The 21,885-nt window shown below is 60.4% G+C and carries 17 protein-coding genes and 3 pseudogenes; 9 read left to right on the forward strand and 11 right to left on the reverse strand.

All coding sequences use genetic code 11. The features are described from left to right. Nucleotides 1-99: 99 nt before the first annotated feature. Nucleotides 100-1,305, reverse strand: a complete 1,206-nt coding sequence (locus R1T40_RS21690) for an MFS transporter (protein WP_106165679.1) — start codon at nucleotides 1,303-1,305, stop codon at nucleotides 100-102. A 124-nt stretch (nucleotides 1,306-1,429) separates the two neighbouring features. Between R1T40_RS21690 and R1T40_RS21695 the strand changes: the two genes are divergently transcribed. Together R1T40_RS21695 and R1T40_RS21700 are read left to right on the forward strand one after the other, a co-directional pair. Further along, nucleotides 1,430-1,552 carry a hypothetical protein gene (locus R1T40_RS21695; RefSeq protein ID WP_317387194.1) on the forward strand — a complete coding sequence of 41 codons (123 nt, stop codon included), beginning with the start codon at nucleotides 1,430-1,432 and terminating at the stop codon, nucleotides 1,550-1,552. Further along, nucleotides 1,549-2,712: an aminotransferase-like domain-containing protein gene (locus R1T40_RS21700; RefSeq protein ID WP_317387074.1), complete on the forward strand. Its 1,164-nt coding sequence runs from the start codon at nucleotides 1,549-1,551 to the stop codon at nucleotides 2,710-2,712. Before R1T40_RS21695 ends, R1T40_RS21700 begins: the two co-directional genes overlap by 4 nt. Before the next feature lie 129 nt (nucleotides 2,713-2,841). Here the strand turns inward: R1T40_RS21700 and R1T40_RS21705 are convergent, their stop codons facing one another. Next, nucleotides 2,842-4,227: an IS1182 family transposase gene (locus tag R1T40_RS21705; protein WP_317387075.1), complete on the reverse strand. Its 1,386-nt coding sequence runs from the start codon at nucleotides 4,225-4,227 to the stop codon at nucleotides 2,842-2,844. Between the two features lie 185 nt (nucleotides 4,228-4,412). On the opposite strand from R1T40_RS21705, the gene R1T40_RS21710 reads away from it, so the two are divergent. From R1T40_RS21710 to R1T40_RS21725, 4 genes are all read left to right on the forward strand, one after another. Beyond that, nucleotides 4,413-4,754, forward strand: coding sequence for an ArsR/SmtB family transcription factor (locus R1T40_RS21710; protein ID WP_114963890.1), 342 nt, complete (start codon nucleotides 4,413-4,415; stop codon nucleotides 4,752-4,754). Further along, nucleotides 4,751-5,218, forward strand: coding sequence for an SRPBCC family protein (locus tag R1T40_RS21715; protein WP_114963889.1), 468 nt, complete (start codon nucleotides 4,751-4,753; stop codon nucleotides 5,216-5,218). The genes R1T40_RS21710 and R1T40_RS21715 overlap by 4 nt, the downstream gene beginning before the upstream one ends. A gap of 79 nt (nucleotides 5,219-5,297) precedes the next feature. Then, the gene (locus R1T40_RS21720; RefSeq protein WP_317387076.1) at nucleotides 5,298-5,942 is read left to right on the forward strand and encodes a glutathione S-transferase family protein; all 645 of its coding nucleotides are present in this window, start codon (nucleotides 5,298-5,300) and stop codon (nucleotides 5,940-5,942) included. 57 nt (nucleotides 5,943-5,999) lie between these two features. Next, a complete protein-coding gene (locus R1T40_RS21725; RefSeq protein ID WP_317387077.1) occupies nucleotides 6,000-6,959 on the forward strand; it encodes an IS481 family transposase in 960 nt (319 codons plus the stop codon). 621 nt (nucleotides 6,960-7,580) lie between these two features. Here the strand turns inward: R1T40_RS21725 and R1T40_RS21730 are convergent. Further along, nucleotides 7,581-8,963 carry a YfcC family protein gene (locus R1T40_RS21730; RefSeq protein WP_317387078.1) on the reverse strand — a complete coding sequence of 461 codons (1,383 nt, stop codon included), beginning with the start codon at nucleotides 8,961-8,963 and terminating at the stop codon, nucleotides 7,581-7,583. Between the two features lie 52 nt (nucleotides 8,964-9,015). On the opposite strand from R1T40_RS21730, the gene R1T40_RS21735 reads away from it, so the two are divergent. Further along, complete coding sequence (locus R1T40_RS21735; protein ID WP_317387079.1) at nucleotides 9,016-9,843, forward strand: GntR family transcriptional regulator; 828 nt, start codon at nucleotides 9,016-9,018, stop codon at nucleotides 9,841-9,843. Between the two features lie 258 nt (nucleotides 9,844-10,101). Here the strand turns inward: R1T40_RS21735 and R1T40_RS21740 are convergent. Continuing rightward, a pseudogene (locus R1T40_RS21740) lies at nucleotides 10,102-10,479 on the reverse strand (transposase); the annotation flags it as partial. Between the two features lie 71 nt (nucleotides 10,480-10,550). On the opposite strand from R1T40_RS21740, the pseudogene R1T40_RS21745 reads away from it, so the two are divergent. Continuing rightward, nucleotides 10,551-10,820, forward strand: a pseudogene (locus tag R1T40_RS21745) (transposase); the annotation flags it as partial. A 344-nt stretch (nucleotides 10,821-11,164) separates the two neighbouring features. Here the strand turns inward: R1T40_RS21745 and R1T40_RS21750 are convergent. The 7 genes and pseudogenes from R1T40_RS21750 to R1T40_RS21780 form a co-directional block, all read right to left on the reverse strand. Further along, a complete protein-coding gene (locus R1T40_RS21750; RefSeq protein WP_317387080.1) occupies nucleotides 11,165-12,598 on the reverse strand; it encodes an NAD(P)(+) transhydrogenase (Re/Si-specific) subunit beta in 1,434 nt (477 codons plus the stop codon). A gap of 13 nt (nucleotides 12,599-12,611) precedes the next feature. After that, nucleotides 12,612-14,187: pseudogene (locus R1T40_RS21755) on the reverse strand (Re/Si-specific NAD(P)(+) transhydrogenase subunit alpha). 20 nt (nucleotides 14,188-14,207) lie between these two features. Next, on the reverse strand, nucleotides 14,208-14,972 hold the full coding sequence (locus R1T40_RS21760; protein ID WP_317387081.1) for an SDR family NAD(P)-dependent oxidoreductase: 765 nt from the start codon (nucleotides 14,970-14,972) through the stop codon (nucleotides 14,208-14,210). An 89-nt stretch (nucleotides 14,973-15,061) separates the two neighbouring features. Continuing rightward, nucleotides 15,062-16,393 (reverse strand): histidinol dehydrogenase, encoded by a 1,332-nt coding sequence (gene hisD, locus R1T40_RS21765; protein ID WP_317387082.1) that lies wholly within the window; start codon nucleotides 16,391-16,393, stop codon nucleotides 15,062-15,064. A 216-nt stretch (nucleotides 16,394-16,609) separates the two neighbouring features. Next, a complete protein-coding gene (locus R1T40_RS21770; RefSeq protein ID WP_317387083.1) occupies nucleotides 16,610-18,508 on the reverse strand; it encodes a TRAP transporter permease in 1,899 nt (632 codons plus the stop codon). A gap of 66 nt (nucleotides 18,509-18,574) precedes the next feature. Further along, nucleotides 18,575-19,543 (reverse strand): TAXI family TRAP transporter solute-binding subunit, encoded by a 969-nt coding sequence (locus R1T40_RS21775; protein WP_317387084.1) that lies wholly within the window; start codon nucleotides 19,541-19,543, stop codon nucleotides 18,575-18,577. A 110-nt stretch (nucleotides 19,544-19,653) separates the two neighbouring features. Further along, on the reverse strand, nucleotides 19,654-20,628 hold the full coding sequence (locus R1T40_RS21780; RefSeq protein WP_317387085.1) for a LacI family DNA-binding transcriptional regulator: 975 nt from the start codon (nucleotides 20,626-20,628) through the stop codon (nucleotides 19,654-19,656). Nucleotides 20,629-20,777: 149 nt separating this feature from the next. Between R1T40_RS21780 and R1T40_RS21785 the strand changes: the two genes are divergently transcribed. Next, complete coding sequence (locus R1T40_RS21785) at nucleotides 20,778-21,758, forward strand: LacI family DNA-binding transcriptional regulator (protein WP_317387086.1); 981 nt, start codon at nucleotides 20,778-20,780, stop codon at nucleotides 21,756-21,758. Nucleotides 21,759-21,885: the final 127 nt, after the last annotated feature.

The raw sequence follows: 21,885 nt of genomic DNA on the forward strand, positions 1-21,885 counted from the left end.
GGTGCGGAATCGCTGCGACCCTGCTGCCGAACCGCCGCATGTCCGCTTTGAGCCCATTCTACCGAATGCTGCGTCCCGTGCGAATGGCAACTTCGTTAGTCAGGTAATTGCATTCTGTTCTCTGCGTCCGTCACGGCACTTTCCGGCATCGAAGGCTGCGGCGGGCGGAACGGTCCTTCGTTTCCACGTCAGCACTATGATCGCCGTGACTGTGATCTGGACCGCTGCGAATACCACCATCGCCGAGCGGAGACCGAGCATATCGGCCAGTGCGCCGCTGGCTATCACGGGAAGTGAGAACCCGAAATACGCATAGGCCAACAGACCCGCCGTCGCCCGCGCCCGGTCGTCCGGCGCACGCAACGAAACTTCCGCCAATGAAGCGAGATAGGTGAAGCCGTAGCTTGCCGCGCTGGTGATGCAGGTGCCGACGAGAACGAATGCAAGAATCTTCAGCCACACACCAGCCAGAAGGACGAGGAAGCCGAGCGGGATCAGAACGAACCCGAGGGCGAGCGCGCGGTCATTGGTCATCCGCCGGGCAATCGGTTGGCAGAGAAACCCCACGAAGATTGCCAAGAAGATGACGAGTCCGGTCCATCCACCGAGGTCGTTCGCGGCAAGCTCCAGCGGAACGACCGCGATGGTCATGCCGGTCGTGGACCAGGCCAGCGCCATTGCGGCCCCGAACATCCATGTCCCGGAAGGGAAGACCGGCAGGCGCAAAAGGGACGCGCTCCGGGGCTTGTCCATTCGGGGCAGTCTGAGGGTAATCACCGCAATGAGCGGAGCCGCCACGAACAGGGCGATGTAGCTGGCAGGCAAGAGTGTCGGCCCCTGCACCCCGAGGCTGATACCGGTCGCCAGAGCGCCGCTGCCAAAGCCGAGTGATGTGGCAGAGGTAACGATAAGGGCGGCATTCTTAGCGCGATCCGAGCCAAGAATTTCCGTCATGTAAGCCGTCCCGGCGGTCGTCGCCAGACCGGTTCCGATCCCTAGCAGGGAGCGCGCGACGGCAAGACTTGTCCAGCTTGGCACCTGGACGAGAAGCGCTGTCGCAACGGCGCCGAGGATCAACGCCAGTGCAATCGGAACACGTCGCCCGATCCGGTCCGAAAGCCCGCCGAGCAGCAACAGCGTCGGCATGAGACCCCCAACATAGGCCGCGAACGCGACCGTCACCGCCGTTGCCCCGACATCACTTTCGACCGCATAGGCATCGTAGAGCGGAGCCTGAAGGTTTACGGCGAACGTCACCGTGAACAGACCAAGGGCGAGCAGTGAAACCGGGATCAATTTGGACATGGGGCGCGAGCCTTTAAGATTGACTTGAGTTCGGAATGTCACGAGGTAGTCTGCAGGACAATTTTTCTATTGTACTAGATACAGTGAGAACATGGGAAAAGCCCGATGCATACGCCTTGCCGACATGCTCTCGACGGCGATTCAGGAGGGCAAGCTGACTCCGGGCACAAAGCTGCCAACGCACCGCGCGTTTGCGGAACAGTTTAACATAGCCCTTGCCACGGCGAGCTGGAGCGAAGGGGCTTGATCGTCGGCGAAGCCGGGCGTGGCACCTTTGTCCGCGATCTCGGATTACCCCCCACGCTGGGGGTCCGACAGACCGCCAGCGATGGCCTCATTGACCTGGTTTTCAACATGCCGGGGGACGCCGCCGATGCGGATATGTTGCGGGCCGGCCTGCGGCGGCTTGCGGCGGCGGGCGACCTTGAGGCGATGCTGCGTTACCAGCCTCACGGCGGGCGAACGCATGAACGACGGATCATTGCGGAAAGCCTTGCCTCGACCCTTGGTCCTATCGACCCCGAATGCCTTCTGGTCACGTCAGGCGGCCAGCATGGGTTGGCGACCATCGCCCTCGGCCTCTTTCAACGCGGCGAGAGGATCGCAACCGACACCCTGACTTATCCCGGCTTCAAATCCGTTGCGGCGTTGCAGGGCCTCGAAATTGTTCCGGTTGAGGGACGGGGCGGCGTGATGGACCCCGACGATCTGGAACGACAGTGTCGCGCGCGCAAGTTGCGGGCGGTCTATCTGATGCCGACTGTCCACAATCCATTGGGTGCGGTCATGAATGAGGCGACTCGCCTGCGTCTGATCGAAATCGCGCGCACGCATGACCTGTTACTCATCGAAGACGCGGCCTACACGTTTCTGGAGCCAGATCCGCCGCCAAGCCTCATCGCTCTCGCGCCGGAGCGAACGGTCTATGTTGGGGGCTTTTCCAAGAGCCTCGCGACAGGCTTGCGCCTGGGCTACTTGATCGCGCCCGCGACCCACACAGACAGATTGCTTGAAGCGATCAGGGCGACAACCTGGAACGCCCCGGCGCTGATCTCCGGTCTGGTCACGGGCTGGGTGGAGGACGGCACGCTTGCCGGTTCCGAAGAGACCCGGCGGCGGGACGGCGCAGAACGCCAGCGGCTTTGCCGAACCGTTCTTGGTGGATCGTCCGTTCTTTCGCATCGCTACGCAGGCTTCGCTTGGTTGCCTCTCGACAAGGGTGTTCGATCCGAACCCATTGTCACACGCCTGAAGGAGCAGGGCGTTTTGGCGTCAGGAGCAGAGCCATTTGCAACGACTATTGCAGTCCCTCAGGCTTTGCGTCTCGCCTTCGGTGGCGTTCGAAAAGATGAACTGAAGGGTGTTTTCCAGACAGTTCGAGAAGCCGTCGAGGAGGCTTCAATATAGTTGGAAAATTCCGATAGTAGCCCTTCGAGCGACCGCAGCGAAAGCCAGCTCTGTCCGGATTTTGTGGAAAAACTAACGTTTGCGTACGCAGAAATAGCTGCTCAAAATCCATCGCGAGCGCCTTTCTCATCAGGCTTTGCGCGATTGCTGCGGTGCAGGAAGGATCTTGGCTAGTTTGCGGAGGTTTTGGGCGGTGGCGGCGAGGAGGAATTCGTCATTTGCTCCGCACGGCCCACGTAATCGTAGTCGTCCGAGTCCGAGAATGCGTTTCAGATGGGCGAAGAGCATTTCGACCTTCTTCCGAAGCTTCATCGCAATCACGTATTCATCAGTTTTGGCCAAATCCCTGGCAACTTGGCGGGCATCTTCGTGTTCTTCACGGGTGATCGACCTGGTGTCAGCATTGGGGCAACACTTCGGCTTGGATGGGCAAACCTGGCAGGTCAGTTTCAGAGCACGATACTTCGCGCGGCCCTTGCCGGTCGGGCCCCGGTCCGGATCGGAATAATTCCGACGGAACTGCTTGAGCGCGTGACCCTCGGGGCAGATATATTGATCGTTCTGTGCATCCCAGTCGAAATCTGTGCGCGCCCAGGTGCCATCAGGGCGTCCGGCCTTGTCGATCACCGGGATGTAAGGATCGATCTTGCGATCTACAAGCCAGCCGAGCATTGGGCCGGAACCATAGGCTGTGTCGGCGATCATCCAGTCAGGGACCAATCCGAACTTGTCTTTTACCCGCGTTAGCATGGTTTTTGTCGATCCAACCTCGGCTTGCCGGATCGAACGGGTGGGTTCCACGTCCAAGATAACACCGTGATCTGTGTCGATCAGGTAATTGTCGGAATAGCTAAAGAAAGCAGGTCCTTTCCGCGCCGCTGTCCACTGACTGGCCGGATCGGAATGCGAAGTGAACTTGGGCTGGACATCGCTGGCCGCGCCAAACGCAGCCTCATCCAGCGTGTCGAAATACTCTCGGACTGCGCGGGGTGCATCTACGGCATCGATGGACGACGCATCCCATTCTTCCTTCGGTGTTGAGTTTTGCTTGTTCGCATCCGCTTCGATCAGACTGGCATCAACTGCCATGCGCTGACCGCTGGCGAGACCTTCCTCGATACAGCGGGCGACGGTCGTCTCGAACAGGTGTCGCAGAAGTTCGCTGTCGCGAAAACGCCCATGCCGGTTCTTGGAAAACGTTGAATGATCCGGGATCCTGTCGGTCAGGTCGACGCGGCAAAACCACCGATACGCGAGGTTCAGATGCACCTCCTCGCAGAGCCGCCGCTCAGACCGGATGCCGAAGCAATAGCCCACCAATAGCATCCGGATGAGGAGTTCGGGATCGACGGAGGGCCGCCCGGTGTGGCTGTAGAAATCTGCCAGATGTGTCCGAATGCTGCTCAGGTCGACGAAACGATCAATGGATCGCAGCAGGTGATCCGTGGGGATGTGATCCTCCAGCGAGAACTCGTAGAAAAGTGCTGCCTGCGCTTCCTGCCTAGGTCCCAACATCCGCCACTCCTACCGCTCACGGGACGAATTGAATCAGCAGTTCAGGCCTCAATCAAGGAAGAGTTTTTCAACAAAATAAGCCCACACCTACCAAATGCTGCGTGGTGACGAAAGGCAGCCATTCCATCACTTAGGATTTCTCCTTAGTAACTTGATCGCACACTCCCGAAATGTTACTAAGGGATATGTCTAAGTATGAATCGCATCTTGATCTTTGCTTCTCTGCACTTGGTGATCCGACCCGGCGCATGATCCTTCAACGCCTTGCGCGTGGCGAAGCGTCAGTGAGCGAGTTGGCCGAGCCGCACGACATGGCGCTGCCGTCCTTCATGGAACACCTGAAGAAACTTGAAGCGGCAAACCTCATCATCTCGAAGAAACAAGGTCGAACGCGGACCTGCGAGTTGTCTCCCGATGCGTTCACGCCAGCCAACGATTGGCTGCGCGAGCAAAGCGCAACTTGGGAAGGACGGCTCGACCGCTTTGACGATTACATCAAGAACCTCATGCAGGAGCGCAACAAATGAAACTCGATCCGAAGACCGACCTGACCTTCACCCGCACACTCAATGCGCCGCGTTCGATGCTTTGGGATTGCTGGACAACGCCAGAACACATCAAGCACTTCTTTGTGCCAAAACCGCATGGAATCGACGCTTGCGAAATCGACCTGCGGGTCGGCGGCAAGTTCAACACAACGATGAGTGTCGAAGGCAACCTCATGGAAAACGAGGGCGTCTACCTCGAAATCGTGGATGGTGAGCGACTTGTCTTCACTGACACCTACAGCGAAGGCTGGAAGCCTGCTGCTGATCCGTTCATGACGGCGATTATCGAATTTGCAGACGACGGAAAGGGCGGCACAACCTACACCGCGACCGTCCGTCACCGCTCGCCTGAAGCACGCCAGAACCATGAAGACATGGGCTTCTATGACGGTTGGGGCACCGTCGCGACGCAGCTAGAGGAATACGCCCAGTCTCTCAAGTGACCGATGCTGCGTTTTGCACAAACGTCAGCTTTGTGAGAGCTTGGTCCAAACGTAGAACGCCAGAAGCGTGAGCCTGAGGATGACAGACAAACTTGAAATATGGACGCTGGATTGGGTTCCAATGACCAATGGTCCCGCTGGCTTTGTGCGGGACTTGCGGCTCAGATGGGCATGTGAAGAAGCCGGTATCAGCTACGATGTCAGCACTGTCCCGCTCGCGGAGAAGACCTCCGAACATTTTTCCCGCCAGCCCTTCGGTCAGGTGCCATTCATAAAGGATGGTGAAATCGAGATATTCGAAAGCGGGGCTTGTTTGCTGCATATTGCGCGCAAGAACGAAAATCTGATGCCTGGCGATCCTGTTGGGGAAGCTGAGACACTTCAATGGACAATAGCCGCGCTCAATTCTGTCGAAATGGTATCTGTTCCGTGGTGGTTTCTGGAAATTACCGGCGCCAAAGAAAACGGTCTCACCGATTGGCTCGAAAGCCGCCTGTCTCATATCGAAGGGCTTCTCAGCGAACGCGAGTGGTTGGTATCGGATCGCTTTACCGTCGCTGATCTGCTGCTGGCTGATGTGCTCCGGGTGAAAAAAATTCGGTCCTTTGGTGATCGCCCGGCATCCGAAGCTTACATCCAGCGCGTGACGGATCGTCCTGCATTTCAGAAGGCACACACTGCGCAGATGGCCCATTTTCAAGCTGTCGACGCCACTGGGAACTAGGTGTTTGATCCCACGGTTTGATGGTGTGATCCTTTCTCAGGAATGGAAGGAAGCATTATGGGACAAATTCGTCACGGGAGCGCCACGACAACGCACGCCGTCAGAGCTGCAATACAGCGATCGCAAGCTTCGCTCGCGCAGCTGAGCAAGGAGCTGGGCATCAATCCCAAGACCGTCGCGAAGTGGCGCAAGCGGGCGACGGTGGAGGACTTGAAGACTGGGCCGAGGGAGCCGCGTTCGACCGTTCTCACCGAAGCGGAAGAGGCCATGATCGTCGCATTCCGGCGTCATACGCTACTGCAGTTGGATGATTGCCTCTATGCGCTTCAGCCGTCGCTTCCGCACCTGACGCGCTCGGCGCTACATCGATGCCTGCAACGGAATGGCATCTCGCGCCTGCCGGACGTCGAGGGCGACAAGCCAAAGCGGCAGCGATTCAAGCGATACCCTATCGGCTTCTTTCATATCGACATCGCCGAGGTTCAGACGGCGGAGTGCAAGCTCTACCTCTTCGTGGGTATTGACCGGACCAGCAAATTTGCAGTCACTCAACTCGTGGGCAAGGCAGATCGTAAGACCGCATGGGAGTTCCTCGAACACCTGCTGAAGGCCGTCCCCTATCGCATCCACACGATCCTCACTGACAACGGCATCCAGTTCGCCGAGCTGCCCCGCAACCGGAACACAGCATATTCACGGCAGATGCGGTTCGACATGATCTGTGAGGCAAATGAGATCGAGCACCGACTGACCAAGCCAAACCATCCGTGGACCAACGGCCAGGTCGAACGAATGAACCGCACCATAAAGGACGCGACCGTCAAACGCTTCCACTACGAAAACCACGATCAGTTGCGAACACACCTGGCCGACTTCATGGCAGCCTACAACTTCGCGCGACGCCTCAAGACCCTCAGCGGGCTTACGCCTTACGAATACATCTGCAAGATCTGGACATCAGAGCCAGATCGATTCATCCTAAATCCGATCCACCAAATGCCGGGACTGAACAACTAGGCCGAAACCTGATCTCGCACGATGGTAATAACGTCGTTTGAATTTTACGATTCGCACTGAAAGCTGACACTGCCTTTAGCGATGTAGATGGCGGCAAAGTCCCGCGAACTGTGAATCCGCGTCCCTCTTGTTTTTGGCAGTCGCAGCGAATGGCAGGTTCGACGGGCCGCATCGCAGCATTGCTAGGTATCGGCCAACGGCAGGAATGGGCCGTCTGCGGCACAGGATACTATGCTGCAACTGCGAAGAGCTTCATTTTCAGCGCGGGCAAGAAGGGCTCACTGCCGACATTGAGGGCAAAAAGCCGCGTTTGACTGCTTGAATGTCAGGTTCCGGGAAGTCGAGGCGCGGTTTGTGCATGTGCGGCAACAGCAACCAACCTCGCTTCGCACCGGTCACTTTGGGGCTGCCTGCGTACGAACGGCTCCCGCAGCGCCCCCCTGTTTCCAGCTATCATCCAGCCCCTGAAAATCCCTGTGCCACGCGCGGACGAGCCGGAATGCAGCAGCATGCACAGATCATCTTTATGCAGGCCGGTTTGCACCTTGCGCAATACTGACAAACACTACACGGCGGCCGCCAAGCGGCCACCGCATGTTCCGTGTAGTTCCCGTTTTCGCTTCAGCCGGTCCAGTTCACTGCTTGCGCGTAAATCAAAAATGCGGTTGCAATTCCGACCCAAATCCCGAACAGCGGCAGGAAGAACCGGACCCAGAGATCCCAAGACACCCCGGCCAATGCGAGCGTTGCCATGAAATAGCCGGACGTCGGGTAGAAGATGTTGGAGAGACCATCGCCAAGCTGATAGGCCAGCACTGCGTTCTGGCGGGTGACCCCGATCAAATCCGAAACCGGCGCCATGATTGGCATTGTTACCAACGCCTGACCACTGCCTGACGGCACCACAAAGTTAAAACCAAGCTGCGATACGAACATCCCGACTGCTGAGACAGAGCTGGGGAAGTCGCCGACCAGATTGCCCAAGCCATGAACCAGGGTGTCCATCACTTGGCCTTGCTCCAGCATGACTGCCACCGCACGGGCCAAGCCGACGATGATCGCGCCCATCAGTACGTCGCGGAAACCTTCATTGAAGGCCTCGCAGATCTTGCCCGGCGATAGCCCGGCAATCAGCCCGACTGTCGCGCCCATCAGCACGAACAGCCCCGCCATTTCCATCATGAACCAGCCTCTGGTCAGCACACCCCAGACCATCAGGCCCAAAAACATGAGCGCGGCAACTCCGGCCCAGGCCTGACGCATCGTAAAGCGCATTGCCGGCGCATCCAGGTCATGTACATAGGCTTCGCGTTTGGCTGCCTCCTTGGGATCATTGGCCAGCAGGCTGGCCTCCGGGTTTTTCTGCACCCGCAGCGCATAGCGCATCAGGTAGGCGATCCCGGCCCCCAGAAGGCAAATGAACAGCAGCGCCCGCAACCCGGCACCAGAGTAGAGAGGCAACTCGGCGATGGTCTGACCCAGCCCGGTGTTGATCGGGTTTAGCACTCCGGCGGTAAAGCCCGCAGTGGTGGCCAGCAGAGCGGTAGCAACGGCAGTAATCGAGTCAAACCGCAGCGCAATCATCAGCGGCAGGATCACCGGCACGTAGACCAGCGCCAACTCCTGAGTGCCGATCAGTGTCGCCACCACGGCAAAAATCACCATCAGCGCGGGCACCATCAACACGCTGCGCGCCGCGAAGCGCCGGGTCAGCTTGTCCACCACCACATCGATCACGCCGGTGCGGCGGATTACCATGAACATGCCACCAATGATGAAGGTGAAAAACACCACCGTCGAGGCGTTCACTAACCCCTTCGGGACGGCCAGCATGAACTGTTCCCAGCCTATCGGGCTGGCCTCGACATAGCGGAAAGAGTCTGGATCGACGGCACTGCGTCCGTTGGGCAATGTCACCCGGTCGTAGAGCCCGGCCGGCACGAAATGCGTTGCCACCGCGGCCAATGCGGTGAATACGAATAGGATCACATAGATGTGCGGCATTCGGGTTCCCTCCTCCCGACCTCCCGCTCCAATCTCCTGTTGCTGTCTTGACATGCGTTCCTCCCTTGCTGTCACATTTCACATGCTCTCTGGCATCTTTTGTAAAATGTTACGTGTTATGCTATATCTGAGACAATCAGGAATTCACGAAGTCATCTATCTGTATTTCTTGAAGGACTTTCTGTTTCATTTGATATTCAAAGGGTTGAGGATGAAAGACGCGCCCGGATCAGGACAAGCACTACAGGCGGACCAGGCTTTTGAAGCGCTGCTCGCAGCTTTGCGGCACGGCGCTCTCAGGGCCAATGAGTTCATTTCCATGCCCAAACTTGGCGAATTGGTAGGCTTTCCGATTGCCGCCACCCGCGAGGCCGTCAAACGGGCAGAGACACAATCCCTGGTCAGTATCCTACCTAAGCGCGGCATCGTGGTGATGGACGCGAGCCCGGAACTGACGCGCGCCTGTCTGGACATGCGGGCCCTACTGGACAAGGAGGGTGCCTGCCGTCTGATCCAAGGCGGCGTGCCGATGCCGCTCAACCGTTTGCGGGGCGCGCATGAAACGATGCTGCAGCTGGCGCAATCCGGCAGGACTGGAGATCTGCCGGCTCAGGCCCTCGAAACCGATCTCAGCCTGCACGACCTGCTGGCGAGCGGGCTGGACAATCCTTTTCTGCGCGACGTCTATGAGGCGAACCGAAACCGTCTTGCTGTAATTCAAGCCGCCCGCGCTTTTCTGGTCAACCGCATTGCGAGCGCCATGGATGAACACCTCGCCATCATCTCAGCGCTGCGCGCTCAAGACGCCGAACAGGCTGCGAAGGCAATTGACCACCACTGCCGTCAGACAATGCGCTGGTGGGGAGTGGATGAGAGCTGAAAGTTTCCCACACCGCCAAGTTGCGGGTTTGCGGGTTTGCGGGGAAAACTCGGCGTTCTTTCTCGAGCATTCAAGCAACGCAAGGCCCACAAAGCAGCCACCAGGATCCCGGAGGATGTTTTATAGAAGTTACGGCTACTGACCAGACGATTGAATGTCAGAAAAGACCTGTGCTTTCGCCGCCCCAGCGAACGGTACTTTGACAGGGCATTGTTGCAGAACCCAGCCACTGAGCGAGTTTTCCCTTTCCCATTGATTTCAGGCCACGCGTTCGATCTCGGCCATGCCGAGTTCGTTGAAGCGGTTCATAAGAGCGATACGGTTGTGGATTTCGGCGGTCTGGCGGTCGGGGTCTTGTGAGGCGATGCTTTCGCCGAAGGATTTCCGGCATCGCATCTTTCCCTCGATCCGACTTCGGGCATGATAGCCGGTCCATCGCTTCCAGATGACTCGCCCGAGGTGCCGGGTGGCGCGCAGGATCTCGTTGCGAGCCGTTGCGGCCGGACAGTCTTCCTTCCAAAGGCGCCCGTTCTTGCGGATGGGGATGACGGCGGCGGCGTCTCGATCCAGGATGGCCTTATGGCATCGGCGCGTGTCGTAGGCGCCATCACCGGATACGGTACAGATCTGATCCTCTGGCGGCACCTAGCTCTGGTCCTCCCCCACTGAAGTGGTCCTCCGCTATGTTTAGGAAACGGAGGAAGGCCATGGCAAACAAGCGACCCAAGCCCGAAGAGATTGTCACGAAGTTACTACAGGTTGAGGTTCTGACGGGGCAAGGCACGCCGCGTCTGGATGCGATCCGGCAGATTGGTGTGACTGAACAGACGTTCTACCGCTGGAAGAAGAAGTACGGTGGGATGGGCACAGAACAATTGAAGTAACTGAAGCGGCTGCAGCAAGAGAATGAGCGGCTCCGCAAGGCCGTTTCTGATCTTACGTTGGACAAGCTGATCTTGGCTGAGGCAGCAAAGGGAAACTTCTAAACCCCGCTCTCCTATGTGGATCGTTGCAGACCCACCTTGGCACATTGATGCCGTCGGGGGGCCGGTTACATCATCAGAGTCATTGAACAAGTCAATGTATATCGGTGATGGCCTGCTCACCTGAATAGTCTGCGGTTTGAAGGTAGCCCGTGCTGATCATGATGTGCTAACCAACGTGCCCTCGGCCGTTGTTAGAATTTCGGTGGGTCCATCAGGTTCACGGGATAGTGTCGTGAATTTATCCCGCCGAGGCCATTTTAGAGTAGTTGAATAATGGCCACCGAGGAAAGCGCCCCGATCTCAGGGCGCCCTTCTTTGGATTTTATGCACGTCGCTCACTCGATGATATTGAGTAGCGTGCTGAGGCTCTGTTTTGCGTCGCCGTAGAACATGCGGGTGTTTTCCTTGAAGAATAGCGGGTTCTCGATGCCGGAATATCCGGTGCCCTGACCGCGTTTGGAGACAAACACCTGTTTCGCCTTCCAGCACTCCAGAACCGGCATGCCGGCGATGGGCGAGTTGGGGTCTTCTTGCGCGGCCGGGTTCACGATGTCGTTGGAGCCGATCACGATGGCCACATCCGTCTCCGGAAAGTCGTCGTTGATCTCATCCATCTCCAGCACGATGTCATAGGGTACCTTGGCTTCGGCCAAGAGCACGTTCATATGCCCCGGCAGACGGCCCGCCACCGGGTGGATCGCAAAGCGCACGTTTTTGCCCTTGGCGCGCAGACGGCGGGTGAGTTCCGCCACATTCTGCTGCGCCTGCGCCACCGCCATGCCGTAGCCGGGGATGATCACGATGCTGTCGGCCTCGTCCAGCGCCGTGGCAACGCCGTCGGCGTCGATCGCCACCTGCTCGCCCTCGACCTCCATTGCAGGACCCGTGGTGCCGCCAAAGCCGCCCAGGATCACCGACACGAACGACCGGTTCATCGCCTTGCACATGATGTAGCTCAGGATCGCGCCAGACGAGCCCACCAGTGCGCCGACCACGATCAGGAGGTCATTGCCCAAGGAGAAGCCGATCGCCGCCGCCGCCCAGCCGGAGTAGCTGTTCAGCATGGAGACCACCACCGGCATGTCGGCGCCGCCGATGCCCATGATCAGGTGATAGCCGATGAACAGTGCGGCCAGCGTCATCAGGGCCAGCGGCACAAAACCACCGGAGCCGAGATACCAGAACAGGCACAGGAGCGACAGAACCGCGGCGCCTAGGTTCAGCATATGGCCGCCCGGCAGCTTCTCCGCCTTCGACGACACCTTGCCCGACAGCTTGCCATAGGCGATCACCGAGCCGGTGAATGTCACCGCGCCGATGAATACAGCAAGGAAGACCTCGACCCGCAGGATGTTGATCTCGATGCTGTCTTTCTTGGCCAGCAGCGCGGCAAAGCCTTCCAGCGTCTTGCGCGTGCCTTCGTCCATCGCCAGCACCCGGCCCAGTTCGATATGGGCGTTGAAGCCCACCAAGACGGCGGCCAGACCGACCAGCGCATGCATGCCTGCCACCAGCTCCGGCATCTGGGTCATCTCGACCTTCGAAGCCAGCATATAGCCGATCACACCGCCGGCACCGATCAGCACCAACGACAGGAACCAAAGGCCGGAGCCCGGCCCGATCAGGGTTGCAAAGACCGCCAGCCCCATGCCGGAAATGCCGTACCAGACCGCGCGCTTGGCGCTTTCCTGTCCCGACAGACCGCCGAGGCTGAGGATAAAGAGAACCGCCGCGACCACATAGGCCGCCGTCGTGAATCCACAGTCCATGATCTCTCCTCCTTCAGGATTTCTGGAACATGGCGAGCATGCGCCGTGTCACGAGGAAGCCGCCGAAGATGTTAATTCCGGCCATAAAGACGCTAAGCGCCGCAAGGAAAATCACCAGCCAGGAGCCAGAGCCGATCTGCATCAGCGCGCCCAGGATGATGATCGAGGAGATCGCATTTGTGACAGCCATCAAAGGCGTGTGCAGGGAGTGCGAGACGTTCCAGATCACCTGGAAGCCGACAAAGACCGCCAGCACAAAGACGATGAAGTGCTGCATGAAGCTCGCAGGGGCCACCAGACCAACGCCGAGCAGCAGGGCTGCGCCCACCGCCAGAAGGGTGACCTGGTTCTTGGTCTGCTGCTTGAAGGCAGCGACTTCCTGAGCGCGTTTTTCCTCTGCCGTCAGCTCTTTGGGCGGCTCGGGTTTCTTCTGCGCCGCGATCGCCTGCACCTTTGGCGGCGGCGGCGGGAAAGTGATCTCGCCCGCGTGGGTCACGGTGGAGCCACGGATCACGTCATCCTCCATGTCATGCACCACCTGGCCGTCCTTTTCAGGCGTCAGGTCGGTCATCATGTGGCGGATGTTGGTGGCATAGAGGCTGGAGGACTGGCTCGCCATCCGGCTGGGGAAATCGGTGTAGCCGACGATGGTCACACCATTGTCGGTGATGATCTTCTCATCCCGAACGGTGCCCTCGACATTGCCGCCGCGCTCTGCCGCAAGGTCCACAATGACCGAGCCACGCTTCATCGCGGCGACCATATCGGCCAGCCACAGCTTGGGCGCCTCGCGGTTGGGAATCAGCGCGGTGGTGATGACGATATCGACCTCAGGTGCCAGCTCACGGAACTTGGCCAGCTGGGCCTCGCGGAACTCCGGGCTCGACACAGCGGCATAACCGCCGGTGGCCGCGCCATCCTGCTGTTCTTCCTCGAAATCGAGGTAGACAAATTCCGCGCCCATGGACTCGACCTGCTCGGCGACTTCGGGGCGCACGTCAAAGGCGTAGGTGACCGCGCCCAACGAAGTGGAGGTGCCGATCGCTGCGAGGCCCGCAACACCGGCGCCCACCACCAGAACCTTGGCCGGGGGCACCTTGCCTGCCGCCGTGATCTGGCCGGTGAAGAACCGATCAAAATTGTTGCCCGCCTCGATCACCGCGCGGTAGCCGGCGATATTGGCCATCGAACTCAGCGCGTCCATCTTCTGCGCGCGGCTGATGCGCGGCACCATTTCCATGGCGATCACGGTGGCGCCCTTGGATTTCGCCAGCTCCAGCCCTTCTTCATTGCCGCCCGGATTAAAGAAGGAAATCAGCGTCTTGGATTTGTTGAGCCGCTTCAGCTCGGTCTCATTGGGTGCGCGGACCTTGGCGATGATATCGGCGGCCTTCCACAGCCCGGCGGCGGTCTTGATCACCTCCACCCCCGCCTCAGCATAGGCCGCATCGGTAAACCCCGCAGCCTCACCCGCGCCAGAACTCAATACAGCACTCAAACCCCAGCTTCTGAAGATCAAGCGCCGACAATGGCGTCATCGCTACGCGCGACTCGCCCTCGGCTATCTCTTTTGGTGTGCCTATTTTCATATTTTCTTCCTTGCGCAGGGTTAACCGGCAGTCCAGCCACCATCGATCATCAGCGACGTGCCTGTGACCAGCGCCGAAGCTTCCGACGCCAGGTAAACGACGGCGCCCATGATGTCCTCGATCTCACCGACCCGGCCCAGTTTGATCTTGCTTTCAATCCATTGCCGACGTTCAGGGTCGGCCAGCGTCTGCTCTCCCAGCGGGGTGCGGATGAAGGTCGGGCAGATCGAATTGATCCGGACGAGCTGCGGCCCCCATTCGATCGCCATCGCCTTAACCATGCCCTCCAGCGCATGTTTCGATGCGCAATAGACCGCCCGGTCGATGCCGCCGACATGGCCCATCTGACTGCTCATATGGATGATTGAGCCTGGTTTCCCGGCTTCCAGCATGCGGCGCGCCGCGGCGGTGGAGAGAAAGTAGGCCGCACGCAGGTTCAGCCCTATAACTGCATCAAAATCTTCGGGGGCAGTGTCCAGCGCTGCGCTGTGGCGGGCCATGCCAGCGGAGTTAACCACGACGTCATAGGCCTCGCCTGCCGCCAGTTCGACCTCCAGCGCCTTCACGTCCGTTAGGTCCAACGGAAGCGGCAGCGCGGTAAAACCCTCGGCCGCAAGTTCGTGGCAGACGGCATCTAGCTGATCGGCGCTACGGGCCAGGCAATGCACCTCTGCGCCGGCACGCGCCAAGGCGGTGGCAGCTCCCAGTCCGATACCCGAAGTAGCGCCGGTCACCAGCGCGCGTTTTCCATCGAGCCGCAGGCTCGGAGTTTGCGGTAGTTTCATCTGTCTCTCCGGTTGGCGCCCCCCGGTCCGCCGGGAGAACAGGCCGGACCCGGGGGCGCGTGGCTCGGGTCCAGCAATAGCAGGTGCGGTTATTCCGCCGCTTCGCGCCAGGCGGCGGCACCGGCGTAGGGCACCTCCACACCGCCATAGCGGCGCACGCGGATGTTGCACTGTTCGGCGTGGCCGGCAAAACCCTCGAGCATGCAGAGCCGAGAGCCGTACTCGCCGATCATGGTCGCCGCCTCGTCGGTGGTGACTTTCTGGTAGCTGTGGGTTTTCAAGAACTTGCCCACCCACAACCCGCCGGTGTAGCGGCCAGCCTTTTTGGTCGGTAGGGTGTGGTTAGTGCCGATTACCTTGTCGCCATTGGCGACATTGGTACGCGGGCCGAGGAACAGCGCACCGTAACAGGTCATGTATTCCAGGAACCAGTCGTCGCGGTCGGTCATCACCTGCACGTGCTCGGAGGCGATGTCGTCGGCGACCTGCAGCATCTCGTCATAACTGTCGCAGACGATCACCTCGCCGTATTCCTCCCAACTGACTTTGGCGGTATCCGCCGTCGGCAGGATGCCCAGCAAGCGGTCGATCTCGTTCAGCGTCTCCTCGGCCAGTTTGTGCGAGTTGGTGAGGAGCACGCAGGGAGAGTTGTAGCCGTGTTCCGCCTGGCCCAGCAGATCGGTGGCACAAAGCTCGGCGTCTGCGGCGCTCTCATCCGCGATCACCATGGTTTCGGTCGGGCCTGCAAACAGGTCGATGCCGACGCGGCCAAATAGCTGGCGTTTGGCTTCAGCGACAAAGGCGTTCCCAGGGCCGACCAGCATGTGGACCGGCTCGATGGTTTCGGTGCCGATGGCCATGGCACCGACCGCCTGAATGCCGCCCATCACGTAGATCTCATGGGCGCCGCCCAGGTGCATCGCGGCAATCACCGCCGCGTTCGGCTTACCCTGGAACGGCGGGGTGCAGGCGATGATGCGGGGAACGCCCGCGACCTTGGCAGTGGCCACCGACATATGCGCCGAGGCCACCATCGGGAACTTGCCGCCCGGCACGTAGCAGCCGACTGACTGGACGGGGATGTTCTTATGGCCGAGGATCACACCGGGCAGGGTCTCCACTTCGATGTCCAGCATGGAATCGCGCTGCGCCTGGGCGAAGTTCACCACCTGCTTTTGCGCGAATTTGATGTCCTTCAGCTCGCGCTCCGTCAGCGAGGCGATCAGCTCGTCGATCTGCTGCTGGCTGAGGCGGAAGCTTTCGGGGCTGTAATTGTCGAATTTCTCGGACAACTCGCGCACGGCGGCGTCGCCGCGGGTCTCAATGTCGTTCAGCGTCGCTTCGACCACGGCGCGGGTCTTGGCGTCGTCCTCAGCACGGTCGGACTCGGGCTTGCCGCGTTTCAGGTATTCGATGGTCATGGGAGGCTCCTTTACGGGCTGTTTTTCAGGGGTTGGCAGAGGTTTCAGACATCGGCCGTCGCTTCGCAATATTTTCCACGCATAGTGAAAAACTTTCACTTCCAGTCAAACAGAAACAGGCGACCGGCAGCGGGCCAAGGCTTGCGTTGCTTTCGGATTAGGGAGACCGGGGAAGTTGGTTGGCCGGGCACAGTCAGTGGCGCCCGGCCCTTGTTGTCAGGCAGGGGCGGTTTCGGGCCGCTGCTCCAGCTGCCGCCGGGCAATCACGACCAGTGTAGCAAGGGTCAGCGCGGCCGCGGCGACGCTCAACCAGGGACCGAGCAGTGCGAGGCCAGCGGGCAATGCCCACAGCAACCGCGAAGCACCGCCCCAAGGCAGCCGCGCCCCACCCAGAAGATGGGCGATGGAGACGGCAAAGACGACGCCCGACACTGCCGCCAGCAGGATGCCCTCAGTTCCGCCGCCGCCCAGCATGCCGGGATAGGCCAGGAACAGCATCGGCAGCGCATAGGCGGTAGCGCCCAACCGCAGGGTTTCCACTGCGACCTTGATCCAGGGCGCCTGCGCAATGGTTGCGGCCACAAAGACGCCGAGGCAGACCGGCGGTGTGATCACCGACAGCGCCGCGTAGTACAGCACGAACATATGCACCACCAGAGGATCGATGCCCTGCTGGATCAGCGCCGGGGCAAACACCGCTGCAACCATCACATAGGCGGCCGAAGTCGGGAGGCCCATACCCGCGATCAGACAGACCACTGCCATAAGCGCGGCGATCAGCCATATGTTGCCCTGCCCGATGGCCAGCACCGCCGAGGTGACGGCAACACCAAAGCCGGTCAGGTTGATCATCGCGACAAAAACCTGGGCTCCGACCAGCAGGATGCCGACGATGACCACGCCCTTGCCGCCCGCCTCCAGCGCGCGCAGGATGATCGAGATCACCTCGCGCGGGTTTTCGCCGTTGGCAATGCGCGCCACCAGCACCGCCGCCAGCATCGCCAGCATGCCGTAGCAGGCGGTGAGCTCGACCGAGTTGCCGTTTAGCACGCCGAACCCCAAGCCGCCAAGCGCCGCCGCGATTGGGGCAAGACGGGTGAAGTTCATCGCGCCGCGCCAATCCGGCAGATCATCTGCAGTCACCGGGCGGAAGCCCTGGCGACGGGCGATCACATGCACCGTGGAATAGATGCCAAGATAGAACAGCAGCGCGGGCAGAACCCCGGCCAAGGCGATGGACCAGTAATTCACGCCCACCAGTTCTGCCATCACAAAGGCGGCGGTGCCCATGATAGGCGGTGCTAGCTGGCCGCCAGTGGAGGCGATCGCCTCCACCGCTCCGGCATAGGCGGACGGGTATTTCAACCGCTTCATCAGCGGGATGGTGAAATTGCCGGTGGTCGCCACATTTGCCACGGTAGAGCCGTTGATAGCGCCGAAGAAACCGGACGCGAAGGTGGCAATCTTGGCTGCGCCGCCGGGGCGCGAACCGCCGAGGCGGGCGGAGAGGTCAAAGAAGGTTTCGCCCGCGCCGGTGTGCAGCAGGATGGCGCCGAACAGCACAAAGGCCGCCAGCGTGGTCGACGCCACATTGACCAGCATCCCCCACAGGCCGCGATCCGACAGAAAGATGATCTCGCTGAGGTAAGCGCTGTCAAAACCGCGGTGGCCGAACTGGCCGGGGATCAGATAGCCGAGGAAGGCATAGGCCACCGCCAGCGCCACGATCATCGGGAACACCCAGTTCGAGGTGCGCCGTGCCAGCTCCAGCACGCTCGCCAGCGTGCCGAAGGCCATGATCATGTCCAGCGGCCCTGCCCAGGGCAGATCGGTCATGATCGTCTCGTAATTGGCGATGATGTAGCAGCCAGAGACTGTCACCATAGCAACGATGGCGGTGTCGATGAGGATGCCCAGCCAGCGCAGCCGGGTGCCGTGCCACAGGGGATGCATCAGCACCGCCAGTGCGGCGATGGTCATCACGAACAGCGCCCGCTGCACCAGCGATTCAAATGGTCCGTTGAAGGAGGTGTAGAAAACAAACAGGCCCAGCATCACGGACAGAACCGCAATCGCCTTCTGGCGCAGGGTGGAATACGGGGGGGACGCAGTCATGGCAATGCCTCGCTCGGCTGCAGGCAGCGTGGCCGGCACCAGACAGGCACCGGCCCCAACTGCAGGTTACTTCAGGTGGTCCGGCACGGTCAGGCCGATCTCTTCGTAGTAGCGCACGGCGCCGGGGTGCAGCGGGCTGGTGGCATATTGCAGCGTCAGCTCGGGCAGGTTCAGCCCCTTGACCGCCGGGAAGGCAGCGGCCTGCTCATCCATCGATTCCATCACCGCCTTGGTCAGGTCATAGGCGGTCTGCTCGTCCATATCGGGACGCGCGGAGACGCCAATCATAAAGCCCCATGCGGTGTAGGGCCCGGAGTTTTCAATCTCACCACCCGGCATTTCCACGATCGACAGCTCCGGCAGCTCAGCGCGGATCTTTTCTTCCTGCGCGTCGTCAATGCCCAGCACCTGCAGCGGGGTGAAGGCGGCGATGTCGGTGGTCAGCGCGTCAAAAGAGGTGCCCACGGCGCTTTTGACAAACCCCTGTGAGCGGCCGTCCTTGATCGCATTGGCCTGCTCGCCATTGGTGCCGCGCACCCACTCGGGCTCGATTTTCAGCAGCTCGAACACCTCCAGCGCGGTGGCCTCGGTGGAGGAGCCGCGCATGCCGGGGCCGAATTTCTGCCCGGACAGGCCGGGCAGCTCGGTGATGCCGGAATCGCGGCGCACCACGGCGTTCTGCGGCGCCAGCGAATAGGCCCACAGAAGTTTGGATTCGATCGGACGGCCGTCAAAGCTCTTCACCCCGTTATAGGCATGGTACAGCGTCGAGGTGGTGATCAGCCCAATATCCAGCTGCCCGCGCGCCATCCGTTTGAGATTGTCGACGGTGGCACCGGTTTCCACCACCGAGGCCTGGTAGGCGTCCGGGTAGGTGTCGTTCACGATTTTCGCGAGCGAGGCAAAATAGGCGTAATGCGCGCTTTGCGAGTTAGTGGCGCCGAAGGCCAGCCGGGTTTCCGCCGATGCGATGCTTGCCGCAGCCGCTCCGGTCAGCGCCAGGGCCGCGGAAAGGGCAAGTGATGTGAGCTTCATGATGTATCCTCCCGATTAAAAACACGCTGAAACAACAGACGCGGATCAGAAAGACATGCTGAAATGTGCATCACTGCGCAACTGTTGCGTCAGGTGGTGAAAATTTTTCACTATGCACTACGGCGGATCTTCAGCTCCCCAGGCAGGATGCGGATATCGCCCTCGCCCGGATCGCCGCCGCCGATCATGCCGATTGCCTGGGCCAGCATCCGCCGCAACGGCTGGCGCACGGTGGTCAGCTGGTAAGCATCCCAGGAAGCCATTGGAATATCATCGAATCCGGCGATCGCAATATCACCCGGCACCCGGACGCCCAGCATCCTCGCGGCGTCTAGCATCGCTATCGCCATAATGTCATTGGCGCAGAACACTGCCTCCGGCAGCGGACGCCTTGCCAGCACCCCCTGTGCGGCCTCATGCGCCTGTCGATAACTGTAGCCGCCGTCCAGCTGCACCTCAAGATCAACGTCCTGTGCCGCCAGGTGATCGGTAAACCCGCGCATCCGCTCCAAGTGAGTCGAGGTGTTGCGCTGGCCGCCGATAAAGGCGATCCGGCGGCGTCCGCTGCTGATGAAACGCTCAGCGATCATCCGTGCGCCGCCGTAGTTGTCGCAGCATACCGCCATCATATGGCTGTCTGACTGCACCCGGTTCAGCAGCACCGCCGACATCCTGTTCTGGCGGCATTTCGCCGCCAATTTCGACCCCATCAGCGAGTTGGCTAGGATCACGCCTTCGGCGCGGTAGTCCAGCACCTGACGCATCACCAGATCCACATCCTCGCCCGTCGGCACCGCATGTACGATCAGCCGTAACCCGCGTTCCGACAGCAGCCTCGCAGCCTCGTCCACAGCGGTGGGATAGAAGGGGTTGCGCATGTCGCCGACCACCATGGCTATGGTGTTGCTCGACTGCGTCGACAGGATGTGGTCGACGCGACTGACGTAGCCCAGCTCTGCCGCAGCGGCAAAGATCCGGCGCCGTTTGTCATCCGATAGCGGCGCATCGGCGCGGTAAGCGCGCGACACCGCCGAAACCGAGACACCAGCCAGCGCCGCCACGTCCTTGGAAGTCACTTTTTTCATGCCACGATCATAGAGCGGATAACGTCGCCAAGCGCAATTCCCCCTGCCGCGCACCGCGCCGCCGTCAGGGCGCAGTGTATTGGCCTTTGCGGTTTGCGGCCTGCCGATGTAGATTTATTGCAAAAATTGCACAACAATAGGGGCCGTCCGTGAAAGTCACCGCCGAAGACATTGCCAAACGGCTCGGCACCTCCAAGGCCTCGGTGTCGCGCGCCTTCAAACCTGATTCTCCTCTGTCAAAAACCCTGCGCAGCCAGATCCTGCAGACCGCGCATGAGATGGGATATGTGCCGCCGGGACGGCGCCCCTCGGGGCGCGGCAACAATTTGGCGATCTCGCTGGTGGTCGGCGACATCCGCAACCCCTATTTCGCCTCGGTGCTCGAGGAGTTTTCCAAGGTGGCGGCGGAACAGAACATCGAACTGCTGTTCCACGCGGTGCCCAACGGGCTGACGGTGGACAGCATCATGTCGCAGGTGTTCCGCGACGGCAGCGACGGTGCCATCATCACCTCGGCGACGCTGAATTCGGACTTAGCGCGGCAGTGCCGCAACCGCGGCCTGCCGGTGGTGCTGTTTGGCCGGGTACAGGTCGATGCCCAGCTCAGCGCCGTCAGCGGCGACAATTACAATGGCGCTCGCCTGGTGGCACGCCGCTTTATCGATCAGGGCCGCCGGCGCATCGCCTTTCTGGGTGGAATCGCCAATGCCTCCACCCATCTGGAGCGCCGCCGCGGCTTCCTTGACGCGATGGACGAGGCCGGAATGCAGCCCGCCGGCGACTGGTCCGGTGGCTTTCAGTACGATCAGGCCCACGCCGCCGTCTCGTCGGCGCTCGCGGCCCCGGCCCGCCCCGATGCCATTTTCTGCGCCAATGACATTATGGCGGTGGCAGCGATTGATGCCGCCAAAAAGGCGGGCATCCGCCCCGGCAGCGACCTTGGCATTATCGGCTATGACGACATTCCGATGGCGGCCTGGGAATCCTACAAGCTGACCACCGTGCGCCAGCGCATCCGCCTGATGGTCGGCAACGCCCTGTCCATGATGGCAGAGCTGATCAACGATCCCGGCGCGTTGGGAACTATCAAGATCACCCCCTGCTATCTGGTCGAACGCAGTAGTGGCTGAAATTTTTCACTGAAATATTGTAAATATTGCAACACTGGTATCTGCTTCCTATGCATGTTGCAACGCGACGGCAGCGCCGGACGCGCTGAGGAGACACTGGCACAGACCCACCGCCCGCTGCGGCAAC

The organism is Tritonibacter scottomollicae (genome assembly GCF_032924845.1).
GTDB classification, from domain to species: Bacteria; Pseudomonadota; Alphaproteobacteria; order Rhodobacterales; family Rhodobacteraceae; genus Epibacterium; species Epibacterium scottomollicae.